The 13,243-nt window shown below is 70.4% G+C and carries 7 protein-coding genes, 2 tRNA genes, 1 other RNA gene and 2 pseudogenes; 2 read left to right on the forward strand and 10 right to left on the reverse strand.

Translation table 11 applies throughout. From position 1 onward, the window contains the following. The first annotated feature begins 21 nt into the window (after window positions 1-21). A tRNA-Gly gene (locus ACNPQM_RS04005) sits at window positions 22-97 on the forward strand. A gap of 43 nt (window positions 98-140) precedes the next feature. On the opposite strand, the gene ACNPQM_RS04010 is transcribed toward ACNPQM_RS04005, so the two are convergent. The 6 genes from ACNPQM_RS04010 to ffs all read right to left on the reverse strand — a co-directional run bounded on the left by ACNPQM_RS04010 (window position 141) and on the right by ffs (window position 8,569). Further along, window positions 141-1,055 carry a phosphoribosylaminoimidazolesuccinocarboxamide synthase gene (locus ACNPQM_RS04010; protein WP_418082869.1) on the reverse strand — a complete coding sequence of 305 codons (915 nt, stop codon included), beginning with the start codon at window positions 1,053-1,055 and terminating at the stop codon, window positions 141-143. 109 nt (window positions 1,056-1,164) lie between these two features. Continuing rightward, a complete protein-coding gene (locus ACNPQM_RS04015; RefSeq protein WP_418082870.1) occupies window positions 1,165-2,628 on the reverse strand; it encodes a N,N-dimethylformamidase beta subunit family domain-containing protein in 1,464 nt (487 codons plus the stop codon). A 190-nt stretch (window positions 2,629-2,818) separates the two neighbouring features. Continuing rightward, on the reverse strand, window positions 2,819-4,579 hold the full coding sequence (locus tag ACNPQM_RS04020; protein WP_418082871.1) for a hypothetical protein: 1,761 nt from the start codon (window positions 4,577-4,579) through the stop codon (window positions 2,819-2,821). Window positions 4,580-4,859: 280 nt separating this feature from the next. Beyond that, window positions 4,860-6,110 carry a phosphoribosylamine--glycine ligase gene (gene purD, locus ACNPQM_RS04025; protein WP_418082872.1) on the reverse strand — a complete coding sequence of 417 codons (1,251 nt, stop codon included), beginning with the start codon at window positions 6,108-6,110 and terminating at the stop codon, window positions 4,860-4,862. Between the two features lie 81 nt (window positions 6,111-6,191). Next, window positions 6,192-8,357: a DNA polymerase III subunit gamma and tau gene (locus ACNPQM_RS04030; protein WP_418082873.1), complete on the reverse strand. Its 2,166-nt coding sequence runs from the start codon at window positions 8,355-8,357 to the stop codon at window positions 6,192-6,194. A 115-nt stretch (window positions 8,358-8,472) separates the two neighbouring features. Beyond that, window positions 8,473-8,569, reverse strand: an RNA gene (ffs, locus tag ACNPQM_RS04035) — signal recognition particle sRNA small type. Window positions 8,570-8,677: 108 nt separating this feature from the next. On the opposite strand from ffs, the gene ACNPQM_RS04040 reads away from it, so the two are divergent. Continuing rightward, window positions 8,678-8,765, forward strand: a tRNA-Ser gene (locus ACNPQM_RS04040). A gap of 64 nt (window positions 8,766-8,829) precedes the next feature. Here the strand turns inward: ACNPQM_RS04040 and ACNPQM_RS04045 are convergent. The 4 genes and pseudogenes from ACNPQM_RS04045 to ACNPQM_RS04060 form a co-directional block, all read right to left on the reverse strand. Beyond that, window positions 8,830-10,106 (reverse strand): annotated as a pseudogene (locus ACNPQM_RS04045) (tyrosine-type recombinase/integrase). 84 nt (window positions 10,107-10,190) lie between these two features. After that, the gene (locus ACNPQM_RS04050) at window positions 10,191-10,406 is read right to left on the reverse strand and encodes an excisionase family DNA-binding protein (RefSeq protein WP_418082874.1); all 216 of its coding nucleotides are present in this window, start codon (window positions 10,404-10,406) and stop codon (window positions 10,191-10,193) included. 507 nt (window positions 10,407-10,913) lie between these two features. Beyond that, window positions 10,914-11,309: a hypothetical protein gene (locus ACNPQM_RS04055; protein ID WP_418082875.1), complete on the reverse strand. Its 396-nt coding sequence runs from the start codon at window positions 11,307-11,309 to the stop codon at window positions 10,914-10,916. 86 nt (window positions 11,310-11,395) lie between these two features. Further along, window positions 11,396-12,544 (reverse strand): annotated as a pseudogene (locus ACNPQM_RS04060) (ATP-binding protein); the annotation flags it as partial. Window positions 12,545-13,243 lie beyond the last annotated feature (699 nt).

Consider the following 13,243-nt stretch of genomic DNA (forward strand, 5'->3'; position numbering starts at 1 on the left):
GGCATCGCGCTTCGGCGCAGTGCGAACGTAGCTCAGTTGGTAGAGCGCAACCTTGCCAAGGTTGAGGTCGCGAGTTCGAACCTCGTCGTTCGCTCCATGCAAGAAGGCCCCGGTCCTGTGACCGGGGCCTTCTTCGTGTCCTACTGCCAGCTGTGGCCGGTGAGGAGCTCGTACGCTTCCACGTACTTCGCCCGGGTCGCGTCGACGATCTCCTGCGGCAGTGCCGGGGGCGGCTGCTCGCTCTTCCGGTCCCAGCCGGAGGCAGGTGAGGTCAGCCAGTCGCGCACGAACTGCTTGTCGTACGAGGGCTGCGCCTTGCCCGGCTCCCAGGCAGCAGCCGGCCAGAAGCGGGACGAGTCCGGGGTCAGCACCTCGTCCGCGATGATCAGGTCCGCACCTCCTTCACCTGCGGCGGTAAAGCCGAACTCGAACTTGGTGTCGGCGAGGATGATGCCGCGCCCGCGGGCGATGTCGCGGGCCCGGGCGTAGACGTCGAGGGTGGCGCGGCGCAGCAGGGCTGCGGTCTCCGCACCGACCTCGCGGGCCACCTCCTCGTACGACACGTTCTCGTCGTGGTCACCGACGGCCGCCTTGGTGGCGGGGGTGAAGATCGGTGCCGGGAGTTCGGAACCGTCGACGAGCCCCTCGGGGAGAGCGAGTCCACAGACCGTACGGGACTCGTTGTACTCGACGAGGCCCGAGCCGGTGAGATAGCCGCGAGCGACGCACTCGACGGGAACCATCCGCAGCGATTTGCAGATCAGCGTCCGCCCGGCCCAGTCGGCGGGGGCTCCGGCGGGGAGCTCGGTGGACAGGACGTGATTCGGGACAAGATCGGACAGCTGGTCGAACCACCACAGCGAAAGCTGGGTGAGGACGCGGCCCTTGTCGGGGATCTCGGTGGGCAGGACCCAGTCGTACGCGGACATCCGGTCGCTGGCGACCATGACGAGGTCGCCCGCCTCGTTCCGGTACAGCTCGCGCACCTTGCCGGTGTGGAGGTGGGTGAGTCCGGGGACCATCACCGGCTCGGGCTTTTCTACAAATCCGGACACGCTGCCTCCGCGTAGGTTGATCCAGGAGTCGTTCCGATTCTCCCGTATCCGGTGGGATGGGGCAGAGCGGGGGGTTGAGGACCCCGCAGGTGACTCCGGACGGCCCTTCTCAGCCGTGTTTGCAGATCCGGTCGAGGAGATTGGCAGTGGCGCGCTGGATACGGGTGTCCACATGGCCGGGGCGGTCCAGGGCCGGGGACCAGGCGAAGGTGCCGGAGGCGAAGACGAGGGCGCCGGACGGGGCGCGGTAGAGGGACGTCTCCTGGTGGCGCGTCGTGCCTTCGCTGTCCTGGTACGGGGAGTGGGCGAGCAGAATGCGGCTGTCGTGCTCCGGGAGGGCGGTGCGCGGGAAGTAGCGGTCGGCCTCGCCGGCGACCAGTCCGTCGATCTCGTCGCCCTCGTCCGCCCCGGTCGCGTCCCAGAGCCAGTGCTCCGAGTTCCGTACGACCAGGGGGTGCGGGTCGGGAACCCGGCCCGCGTACTGAATGCCGAGGACCTGCTGCTCGGCCCGGTCGACCTCGCGCCAGAGTGCGGGCCTGCCCGGGCCGCGGCGTTTGCGGCAGGTGAGCAGCCGGTCCGGGACACCGGACGGCGACGGGGAGAGGCTGACCTGCCAGTACATGGTGTTGGCGGAGAGGAAGACGAGCGAGGTGCCGCCGTCGCGCGCCGCTTCCACGGTGCGGCGCATCGGGACCGACCAGTACTCGTCGTGGCCCGGGAAGATCAGGCCCCGGTACCGACCGGCATCGATCCGGCCGGCGTGCAGATCGCGGGTGTCGGCGTACCCGATGTCGTAGCCGTACCGCTCGGCCCAGCGGATGAAGTCGTAGGCATGACCGACGTGGAGAGGCAGCCCGGCGCCCGCGTACGGGCGGTCGAAGGAGACGGTGACCGCCGCGTCCTCCTCGCCGAGCAGCCGGCCCTGTTCGTCCCAGGCGTGGTAGAGGCTGGCGCCGGTGCGGCCGTCCTCCGGGTAGAGGTTGTACGCCTGCCAGGTGATGTCCGGCAGGACGAGGAGCAGATCGGCCGGGTGGTCGTCGCGGACGGTGAACGGGATGTGGGAGCGGTAGCCGTCGACCGTGGTGAGCACGGCGACGTAGGCGCCGATCGACCAGTAGGCGGGGATCTGCAGCCGCCAGGACTGCCACCAGTGGTGGCAGGAGACCGTGCGGTCGGCGGTGAGCGGGGCGGGCTGGACGATGCCGGAGAGCCGCGGGCTCGTGGTGATCTTGGCGGCGCCGTCGCCCCCGTAATGACCGATCCGGTAGATGTCCACGGTGAACTGCTGCGGCGGGTCCACGGTGATGTGGAAGTCGATCGCCTCGCCGGGGGCCGCGGCGCCGGTCGAGGCGAAACCCTTGATCTGGCGGTGGACGTCGTCGGCGGTACGGGTACCTCCGCCGGTGGAGCCGCGGGCCAGGGTGGGATCGGCGTACCAGGGGACGACCTGGCCGGTGTCGTCGAAGTAGTTCTCGCTGCCCCGGAGCCAGGGCAGGGGGCCCTGGCCGAACGGATCGGAGACGGCATGCGCGAGGGCACCCGATTCCCATCGGCGAATCTGCTCCGCCCCCATGGCGCTCCCCTCCCTCGAGTACCCCGGGACAACAGTGGTGCGTTGACCGTCGGCGTCGATCCCCAGCACATCACATAACGCATGCACCTCGTCACCGTTCGTCGTGAATTGACGTGAACGGAACGCTTTTCTCCGGATCGCGGGACCGACGAGCCCATGCCCCCATGACCCACGGAGGCGCACCCGTGGGTCAGACGAGGCGGACGGGTTTGTCGGTGCGGACGCCCACCGAGGCGAGCCACGAACGCAGCGGTCCGGCGTCGCCGTCCTCGACCAGGCTGAGGACCGGGCTGCCCAGATCGGCCCGGCGCTCGCCGTCGACCAGCAGCGCGGGTCCGTCGAGCCAGTCCAGGCCGGGCGCCGCACCCGCCGTGTCCACGGCGGCGCAGCAGACCATCGCCGCGACATGGTCGGCGAGCAGCTCCGCACCCGTACGGGGCGGCTGGAGCGGGAAGAGCGGCAGCGGGTCGGGTCCCCAGAAGTCCAGGACATCGCCGCCGGAGGCAGGGCAGGTGCCGGAGACACCGGCTGCCGGGGGGCCCGGCGGGGCTGCTGCCTCCTCGCGGGCCACCGCGGCACTGATCCCGGCGGCGAGCTCCTCGCTGCGGCCGCTCCGGCCGGCCAGATGCTCGACGACCCGGGCCAGTGTGGGCACGGCGACATCCACGGGATCGGCGCCGTGCGATCCGTGCGTCGCGTGGGCCACGTCCTCCTCCGCGGCCGTCGGCCCATGCCGTACGCCCAGCGCGTCCAGGACGCGGTGCAGACGGGCCGCTTCGGTGCGCCACTTCCGGTCGACGACTTCTTCCGGGTACTGCTGCCAGTCGACCGGGGACCAGTCGGGACCGGTCTCCGCCGGGCCGCCGTGGAAGAGCCTGGCGGCCAGCAGCGAGGCAGCTTCGTCGGCCGCTCCGGGCTCCTCCAGAAGGTCGCAGGCCGGGCGCTCACCGAGCCGGGAGGCGAAGCTCTCCGCGAGCCGGTCGCGCCGGGAGAGCTCAGTGAGGGCGGAGACGACCCCGGCGTCGAGCCGGGACGGCCAGCGGCCCATCCGCCAGGCGGGCAGCGCGACCCGGGTGAGCAGCCGGTCCCAGCCGGCGTAGGCAAGTCCGACCTGCTCCTGGGCGACGATCCGCAGCCCGTAGTCCACAGCCTGTGCACGCTCGGACGCGGCGGCGGCGACAGCCCGCTCCATCGCTGCCGCATGACCACGACAGGTGCGGAGCAGCAGCCGTGCGATCCAGCCGACGGCGCGGCGCGGCACCCTGCGCAGTGTCGCGAGCGGTCCGGGCACGGGGGTGTCCGCGTCGGCGACCGCGCCGTCCAGGCCCCGTACGAAGCGGCGGGCGGCGGCTATGTCGGGATGGGCGGAAGGGCCCGTGCCCGCGACGACCGGGGCGAGCACCGCCCGTAGCTCCGCGACCCGCATCCACCACAGGAACGGCGAACCGATGACGAGCACGGGCGGCGTCTGCACGCCATGCCGGCGGCCGCCGGAGACGGCGGGCCGGCCCGCGGAGCCCCCGGCGGGCTGCGCGGCGGGGTGGCTGCGGTCCTCCAGCCAGCTGTCGCAGTCGGGCGTGAGGGCTATGGCCGACGGCGCGGGGACGCCGAGCCGGTCGGCGAGGTCCCGGACCAGCCGGTAGAGATCGGGGGCGGCCTGCTCGCTGAGCGGGACCGTAGGACTGACCGCAGGTCTCGCCCGCACGATCGCGACCGAGACCGCGACGGCGCCCAGCAGCACGAGCACGGCGCAGGCCGTCACCGCCCAGCGCACGGCGTAGAAGACGCCACCGCCGATACGGCCCTGCGCACCCGCGACGAGCAGCACGACGGCGACCGCCGCCGGCAGCAGGGCCGCAGCCATTGCCCTGCTGCGAATGCGCAGCAGGGCGAGAGCTCGGGTGCGCGCAGCCTGCGCGCCCAGCTCCTCACCAGCACTGGTACCGGACACGGCCGGACGTCACCCCCTTTGCCCCCGCGGCGGTATTGCTCACTCCCCCACTGTGGCACCCGTCACAGACATCGCAATGCCGGTGGGCCAAGTGCCGGAACGCTTGCGCCGCACCCTAGTTGGGGCCTCGGCGGACGTCATCCGGATAGCCCAGCCGTCACTCGATGGAATGGCTTTGGGTAAAGGTGCTGACGTGCCGGTACCCATGGGGCAGGGGCATGACGTCGCCCCCTCGGGCCCGAGGCGCGAGGGGGCGAAATGGAGGTACCGGACCGGCCGATCAGGCTTCGGCGGCCTTTCGGGCGATGTCCGTACGGAGCTGCGAGCCGTCGAGCCGGATCCGGGCGGCCGCAGTGTAGGCCCGCTCCCGGGCGGTGGCGAGGTCCTCGCCCGTCGCGGTCACGGACAGCACCCGGCCGCCCGCGCTGACGATGGTGTCGCCGTCCCGCCTGGTCCCGGCGTGCAGGACGTATGCGTGCGGAGCGTCCTGCGCCGCAACGTCGTCGAGGCCGCCGATCGGGTCACCCGTCCTCGGCGTGTCCGGGTAGTTGTGCGAGGCGATGACCACGGTGACCGCGGCGGCGTCGCGCCACCTGAGCGGGGGCAGCTCGTCCAGGGTGCCGTTGGCGGAGGCCAGCAGAACACCGGCCAGCGGGGTCTTCAGCCGGGCCAGGACCACCTGGGTCTCCGGGTCGCCGAAGCGCGCGTTGAACTCGATGACCCGGACGCCCCGCGAGGTGATCGCGAGACCCGCGTACAGCAACCCGGAGAACGGGGTGCCACGGCGGCGGAGCTCGTCGACGGTCGGCTGAAGGACCGACTCCATGACCTCGTCGACCAGCTTGGGGTCGGCCCACGGCAGCGGGGAGTAGGCGCCCATCCCGCCGGTGTTCGGGCCCTCGTCGTTGTCGAGGGCCCGCTTGAAGTCCTGGGCGGGCTGGAGCGGCAGCACGGTGGTGCCGTCCGTGATCGCGAAGAGGCTCACCTCGGGGCCGTCGAGGAACTCCTCGACGATCACGCGGTCGCAGGCCAGCGCGTGGGCGCGGGCCGCCTCGACATCGTCCGTGACGACGACGCCCTTGCCCGCGGCGAGCCCGTCGTCCTTGACGACGTACGGGGCGCCGAAGGCATCGAGGGCCGCGTCGATCTCGGAGGGGGTGCTGCAGACATAGCTGCGGGCGGTGGGGACGCCGGCCTCGGCCATCACGTCCTTGGCGAACGCCTTGGAGCCCTCCAGCTGGGCCGCCTCACCGGACGGACCGAAGCAGGGGATGCCCGCGGCGCGGACGGCGTCGGCGACCCCGGCGACAAGCGGCGCCTCCGGGCCGACGACCACCAGCTCGGCGCCCAGTTCGGTGGCGAGGCGCGCGACGGCGGCGCCGTCGAGTGCGTCGACCGGGTGCAGTTCAGCCACCTCTGCGATGCCGGCGTTGCCGGGAGCGCAGTACAGATCGGTGACGTCGGGGTCGAGGGAGAGAGAGCGGCACAGGGCGTGTTCGCGGGCGCCGCCGCCGATGACGAGGACCTTCACGGGGTGCAGCCTAGCCGCCGGGGCACAGCCGTCTTGACGGGCGCCGCTCCGTGGACACCCCGTGGAGCAGCTTCCGGACCGCTACTCGTTGGTGAACTCCTCGACGACCGTGGCGCCCAGCTCCCGGACGATCAGGTCATGGCCGGAGAGGGCGGAATCGACCAGGTCCGGGTCGTCCGCCTCGGGGGTGTCGTCCTCCGGCGCGACCGAACGCGGCGGCTCGGGGACATGGTGCGGCTGGGGTGCGGGCGCCGCGGCGGGTGCGGGACCGGTGCCCGGCTGCTGGTGCAGGGCCGGCGCGGGCGCGGGCCGGGACTCGTACTGCTGCGGGGCGGGGGCGGCCGGACGCTGCGGTGCGGCTGCGGCGGAGGGCCGTCCGCCGCCGGTCTGCGCAGGCTGCCCCGCGCCGCCCGACGGGTCGACGATCGCCTCGACCTTCCACTGCGCGTTGAACTGCTCGGCGAGTGCCTGCTTCAGCACGTCCTCGCTTCCGCTGCTCGCGAAGTTGTCGCGGGCGCCCGCGTTGAGGAAGCCGATCTGCAGGGTGGTGCCGTCGAACCCGGTGACCTGCGCGTTCTGGCTGAGCAGGATCCAGGTGAACCGGCGCCGGTTCTTCACGGCCTCCAGGATGTCGGGCCACATGTTCCGCACCTGCGCGGCGCCCTGAGCCATCCCCGGACTCGGCTCGGCCGCACCGGGAGCGGGCGCGGCGGCAGGCACGGGAGCGGGGGCCGCAGGCATGACGGGAGCGGGTGCCTGACCGGGGGCAGAAGCGGTCGGCCAGCCACCGGGACGGCGCCCCTGCTCCGGCGCGGCCGCGCCGGGCCAGGCCCCGGGACGCTGACCGCCGGAGGGAGCCTCGGCGGGCGGCTGCGGTGCGGGGGCGGCGGGCGCCGCGTACTGCGCAGGCGCGACCGGTGCTGCGGGCGCGGCGGGCACGGGCGCGGCCTCGGGTACGTCCCCCCGTACCGCGGCCCGCGCCGCAGCGACGCCGCCGCCCGGCGGAACCATGGCCACGGGCGCATGCGCCTCCGCCTCCCGGCCCGGCACGTACCCCATGGCGGGCCCGGCTCCGGCGGTCGCGAACGAAGCACCGCGCTCCAGCCGGTCCAGCCGGGCCTGCAGCGAACGCTCGTCGTCGAAGGCGGCGGGCAGCAGCACCCGGGCGCAGATCAGCTCGACCTGGAGACGCGGCGAGGTGGCCCCGCGCATCTCGGTAAGCCCCTCGTTGACGAGGTCGGCGGCGCGGCTCAGCTCTGCGGCGCCGAAGACGGACGCCTGGGCCTGCATCCGCTCGACCACGTCGGCGGGCGCGTCGATCAGCCCCTTCTCCCCGGCGTCCGGCACGGCGGCCAGGATCACCAGGTCGCGCAGCCGCTCCAGGAGGTCGGCGACGAAGCGCCGCGGGTCATTGCCGCCCTCGATCACCCGGTCCACGACCTCGAAGGCCGCGGCCCCGTCGCCCGCCGCGAACGCGTCCACGATGGAGTCGAGCAGCGAGCCGTCCGTATAACCGAGCAGCGAGGTCGCCATGGCATAGGTCACACCGTCGTCGCCCGCGCCGGCCAGCAACTGGTCCATGACGGACATCGAGTCACGCACGGAACCGGCGCCGGCCCGCACGACCAGCGGCAGGACGCCGTCCTCGACGAAGCTGTTCTCCTTGCCGCAGACCTCGGCCAGATATTCGCGCAGCGTCCCCGGCGGTACGAGGCGGAACGGGTAATGGTGCGTACGCGACCGGATCGTGCCGATGACCTTCTCGGGCTCGGTGGTCGCGAAGATGAACTTGAGATGCTCCGGCGGCTCCTCGACCACCTTCAGCAGGGCGTTGAACCCCGCCGATGTGACCATGTGCGCCTCGTCGATGATGTAGATCTTGTAACGACTCGAGGCGGGCCCGAAGAACGCTTTCTCCCGCAGATCACGGGCGTCGTCCACGCCACCGTGCGACGCGGCGTCGATCTCGATGACATCGATCGATCCCGGCCCGTTGCGCGCGAGGTCCCGGCAGGACTGGCACCCCCCGCACGGCGTCGGCGTGGGGCCCTGCTCACAGTTCAGACAGCGGGCGAGGATCCGCGCGCTGGTCGTCTTCCCGCAACCGCGCGGACCGCTGAACAGGTACGCGTGATTGACCCGGTTGTTCCGCAGGGCCTGCTGCAGCGGGTCGGTGACATGCTCCTGCCCGATGACCTCGGCGAACGACTCGGGGCGGTAGCGGCGGTACAGCGCAAGGGACGACACACATACGAGGTTATCGGGGCGGACCGACAACCGGCCCCGGACCGGGGACACCACCGGGGAAGGAGCGGCCGCGGAGACTCGGAAGCCGCGGGAATCGACGCCACGGGCTCGAACACGCAAGGGCCCCCCACGCACCCGCCAGAGCCAACCTACCCTTGCTGCCTTCCGGCCCTGGGGGAGTTCAGTCAGATAGCGCCACGTGAGGGGCTGATGCCCACCTTAGCCGATCCCCACCCGGTCAAGTCCACCCGCCCCCCTCCCGACCCCTCTCCGGGGAACGGGTTCGCGAGCACTGCTCAACGTCTTGTATTGTTTGCCGCGGAGGATTCGCCTAGTGGCCTAGGGCGCACGCTTGGAAAGCGTGTTGGGGGCAACCCCTCACGAGTTCGAATCTCGTATCCTCCGCCATTGCTCTCACCGGGCAATACGTCGAAGGGCCCCACCGCTTGCGGTGGGGCCCTTCGACGTTGTCTCAGCCCTCGTTGTTCTGGTCTTTGTCCACAGGGGCGCTCGGTGCGGGCCCCCAGATGGCGTCCGCGAGCTTCTGCGCCACCGCCTTCAGCATGGCGTCGGGGACGTGCAGGTAGCGCGCGCATCCGTGAGGACGTGCCTGCCTCCCAGCCCATGATCTGGTCGATCACGCGGTCCGGGATGCCGAGCAGCATGAGGACGGTGGCAGCGGTGTGACGGGCATCATGCAGCCGCGCGTCACGCGTCCTCAGCGTCCTCCAGCAGCCTCTTCCAGTCGTGGTAGTCCGTGTTCGGGCTGAGCGGGCCACCGAGCGTCTTCGTGAACACGTAGTCCGACTCGGTCCACAGGTTGCCAGCAGCCTTGCGCTCGCGGGCCTGGGTTTCCCTGTGCTTGCGCAGCATGACGACCAGGGGGCCCGGCAGGGGAACCGCACGGCGGCCGGCGCGAGACTTGGTGTTCTTCGTCTCGCGCCGTACCTGCTTGCGATCCGGGCAGTACCCGGCCTTCCGCCCACATGGATCTGCCTCCTTGCATCCGTGCTCGTACTTCGGGCGCAGCCGGTTCCGGCGCAGCTTCAGGTACTCATGGTCCAGGTCCACGTCGACCCATCGCAGCCCCAGCGTCTCCCCCTGCCGCAGGCCGAGCGCCAGTGCCAGCATCCAACGAGCGCTGTTGCGGCGCTTGTTCACCTCGATCAGCAGGCTCTGCACCTCCTCGACCGAGTAGGGCTCGATTTCCTCCTCCGGCTCCTCCACCCGTGGTGGCTTGGCCAGGGCGGCGGCGTTCTTCGCGGCGTGGCCACGGCGCACCGCCTCACCGAAAGCGGTACGGGCGGTGCGATGGGCCTGGTGTGCCGTGGCGGGCTTGCTGCCGTTCTTCTGCATCCGGCGGTACAGGCTCTCCAGATGTTCTGGCTCCAGACGGTCAATGCGGTGCTTGCCGATGCCGGGTACGAGGTGCACGCGAACCGCCACCTCGTACCCGTCGTAGGTGTTCTCGCTGACGACGTCCTTGGCGATGTTCTCGACCCAGTGCCACAACCACTTCTCGACCGTCCACAGCTTGCCGGGCTGCTGCGCCGTTCCCTGGTCACGCTGCTTCTCCAGCCGCTTGACCTCCGCGGTCAGGGCGTCCTCGGTCGGACGGGTGATGTGCCTGCGGTAGGGCGAGCCGTTGTCCTTGTAGCCCATCGGCACCCGGGCGTGCCAACGGCCGTCCTTGCCGAAGTAGACGGCCGTTTCGCCGTTCGCCCGGCGAGTGCGCTTCTTCTCCGCCACGGGCGGGATCTCCTTCAAGTCGGTGGAGTGAAACGACCGGAGCGCCGCCCCCGGTAGGTGGGCGGCGCTCCGGCGTTGAACAGGTCAGGCTGCGAAGCCCTCAGCGCGGCGACGCGCGATGTACGCGGCCGGGGCGTCGGCAGGCACCCGGCGGAGTCGACCGATCATCAGGGACTCCACCCCCGAGCGAATGAGGGTGAAGCAGGTGGTGCGGCCGATCTGAAGGCGACGCGCAGCTTCTTCAACGGTGAGGAGAACGAGGGTGCTGTCATCGCCCTGAGCGATTCGGGCGGTCTCCATGTGACGCTCCTTTTGTCGTTCATCGCTTCGGTGACGGAGCCTTCGGTCTGGGCTTCCGGGGGCTGCGCCTGTCCTAGGTGCGGATTTCTGCGTCACAGCGTCACCAGCGTCATGCGGGCTTCTGACCTGCGGTTTCCCGTGACGCAGTGATGTGGGGGTGCGTCATCGCTGCGTCACGGGCTGCGTCACCGCGTGACGCAGGTGACGCAGGATGACGCAGAGCCTGCCGTCTGCGTCACGCCCTTAGCCGCAGGCCAGGGGCCGTTTTCCGACCTGCGTGACGCAGGTGACGCAGAGCTTCCCTACTTAGGAAAAAGAAGGGGTGTCTTTAGTAGTCCGGTGGCCTCTCAGAGCGTGAATGAGGGGCCGCTGCGCGGCGCGACCATCGGGCGGCGTTCCGCCGAACAGCAAGAAGAGCACGCCCCGCGGAGCTGGTGCTCTTCTTGCTTGTTGACCTGTGACAGTGAAGATTGATCCATTGCCACCGAAGTTTGACCGGTGTCGGTGCTACTCGCTGAGCATGCCGGCATTTCCACGGGACTTCGATGCTCTGCGGGATAGGTGCGCGAGCAGCTGACCCGCGCCGGCGGCCACGTAGAGCACGACCGCAACCCCGAGTCCGAGGTCGAGCCAGTCATAGGCCGCGCCCCTGAAGAACGAGGCCCACGCCCTGGCCCCCGCGACGGATCCGGCAACCACCAGCAGCACCGACGCCACGGCGTACAGCGCCTTCGCGGCCCTGGGCCGCCGCTCTTTGAGCAGTTCACCACCCGCACCGAGCGCGACCAGCGCGGCGAAGGCATCGTGCGGCTCCAGACGCCCCGTCCCGATCGCGTCCACGATGTTGATCAGAACGCCGATCGACCCGACGACCAGGACACCTTGGGATATGCGGCGGCTCATCAACCCTCGCCTTGCAGTCAAACTTCGTTGGCAATGAATCTATCTTCGCCGTCGTAGGACACTTGTCCGGGCGAACGGGCTGCGGGTCAGAACGCTTCCGTCTGCTCGTCTGGGGGCGGGCTGGTGGAGCGGCGGGTCATTTCGAGGTAGCGGCCTTCCCGGGTGCGGCCCGAGTCGATAAGGACCCCACGGGCGGCCAAAGTGGGCTGGAGCCGCTTGAGGCGGTCGGAGAGGACTTTGCCGGTGGTCGGCCACCCCTTGGGCAGGGGCCGCAGCTCGTCGCTGCTGTAGACGCGGCTGAGGCAGTGCAGCCACTCGGTGGACGTCATCCGCTGCTCGCCGCCCGGTTCGATGCTGTCGGTGTGCGCGAGGACGGTCTGCGCGAGCAGGTCGCCTTCGATCACGTCGTCGTTCAGGTCGTCCAGGCTGGCCCGGTAGGCGTTGAGAGCTCCGAGGCTGGTGGCCGCGTCGAACTGCGCGCACAGGTGGGCGAAGTCGTCCATCCGCAGATCGGTGGGGGTCTCCGCCTCAGCGGCGCGGACCTTGACCGTGAGGTCCAGGAGCGAGCCGAGGATGACGGGCAAAGCGTCCTCGAACTCCGCCCACAGCTCGGCCTCGGTACGCCTCACGCGGGGGCGCTCCAGTCGCAAGGGCAGGAGCCGTTCTGCGAGGTCGGGCCGGATGACACCGACGTCGATGCCGGTCAGGAGCAGGGGGCGGCGGTAGCGGGCCCGGTGTACGTCCCCGTCGGTGAACAGGGCGCGCTTGACGCTCTCGGCCCCGGTGACAATGCAGCACATGGCGTCGGACAGGTCCGGTGTCATGTGGGAGACGTTGTCCAACGCCGTGACCCACCCCGCCGCCACGGCCGCGATCAGGTTCTCCTCATCCTTCGGTGCCCGGCGCAGGTCGCCGCTCATGCCCTCGATGATCCGGACGAGCATCCGGCCGGCCGTGGACTTCCCCGCGCCCTGCGGGCCGGTGAGGAACGGGGCGGGGACGGGCACAGATGGCCCCAGACAGCCGACCAGCCAGGCGATGGCCAGGCATTCGGTCTCCGCGTTGGTGAAGTTCGTCAGCCTGAACAGAAGGTCGATGCCCTTGCCGTCGGTGTCCTTGGCGGGCAACGGGAGTTCTCCGGTGAGCTGGGTGCGCCGCCAGCACACCTCCCGTGGGTCGGGCACGGAGATGTCCCAGCCGGTAACGGGCAGGTCCACAGACTGCCCGACGCGCCGGAAGCTTACGGGGCCATGATCACTCGCCCCAAAGCAGCTCCAGCCCAAAGCCGCTCCACCGACCTCTGCCGGAACAGTGGCCCTCGTCGGTACGGTCCCGCCATGAAGCCTCAACACGGTAAGCGGCAACAGCGGTTCGGGACGTTCACCAGCGTCATGCGCCACGTAGGAAAGAAGCCTCTGCTGATTGGCTGGGGTGCGGTTCTAATCGCTCTGAACGTCATTAATCAGCACAACGTGCCACAGCCGTGGTCCGGGATAATCAGTGCTGCGGTCTTGCCGTGTTGGACCATCCCGGCCTCTGTCAGCTATCAGCGCAGCCGAGCAGATACTGAGGGCGCAGATCACTGATGCTCGTGCGATACAGCAGAGAAGTACAGCAACCGTGCCGACCGCGATCGTCCATAGTCGGTCCTCACGGCCCGGATGAGCAGGCGAGGAGACTCCAACGACCGCCCCGCCCGTAGTTCGCATCGAGAGGTTCATCGTGCCCGCTGCGTGCCCGTTCGCAGGGGACGCAGCGGGGACTCACGGGGAACAGCGGCGCCAACCTCGCTCCGGACCAGGTCAGGGAGTCGCCAGGTCAGCGGCCATCCGCATACGGCGTCTTCCAAACTGGCGACATGGCCGCACGGTAGGTGGGGTCCGGGATTGTTCCTATGCGTGCTGGCGCGCGTCCTGACTACGCGTTGCCTCTGT

The sequence above is a fragment of the Streptomyces sp. NPDC056231 genome, from assembly GCF_048270745.1.
GTDB lineage: Bacteria > Actinomycetota > Actinomycetes > Streptomycetales > Streptomycetaceae > Streptomyces.

Coding starts and splice junctions, on each gene's coding strand:
- ACNPQM_RS04015 (WP_418082870.1), bottom strand. CDS start 2,628: ATGGGGGCGGAGCAGATTCGCCGATGGGAATCGGGTGCCCTCGCGCAT.
- ACNPQM_RS04050 (WP_418082874.1), bottom strand. CDS start 10,406: ATGGAGACCGCCCGAATCGCTCAGGGCGATGACAGCACCCTCGTTCTC.
- ACNPQM_RS04055 (WP_418082875.1), bottom strand. CDS start 11,309: ATGAGCCGCCGCATATCCCAAGGTGTCCTGGTCGTCGGGTCGATCGGC.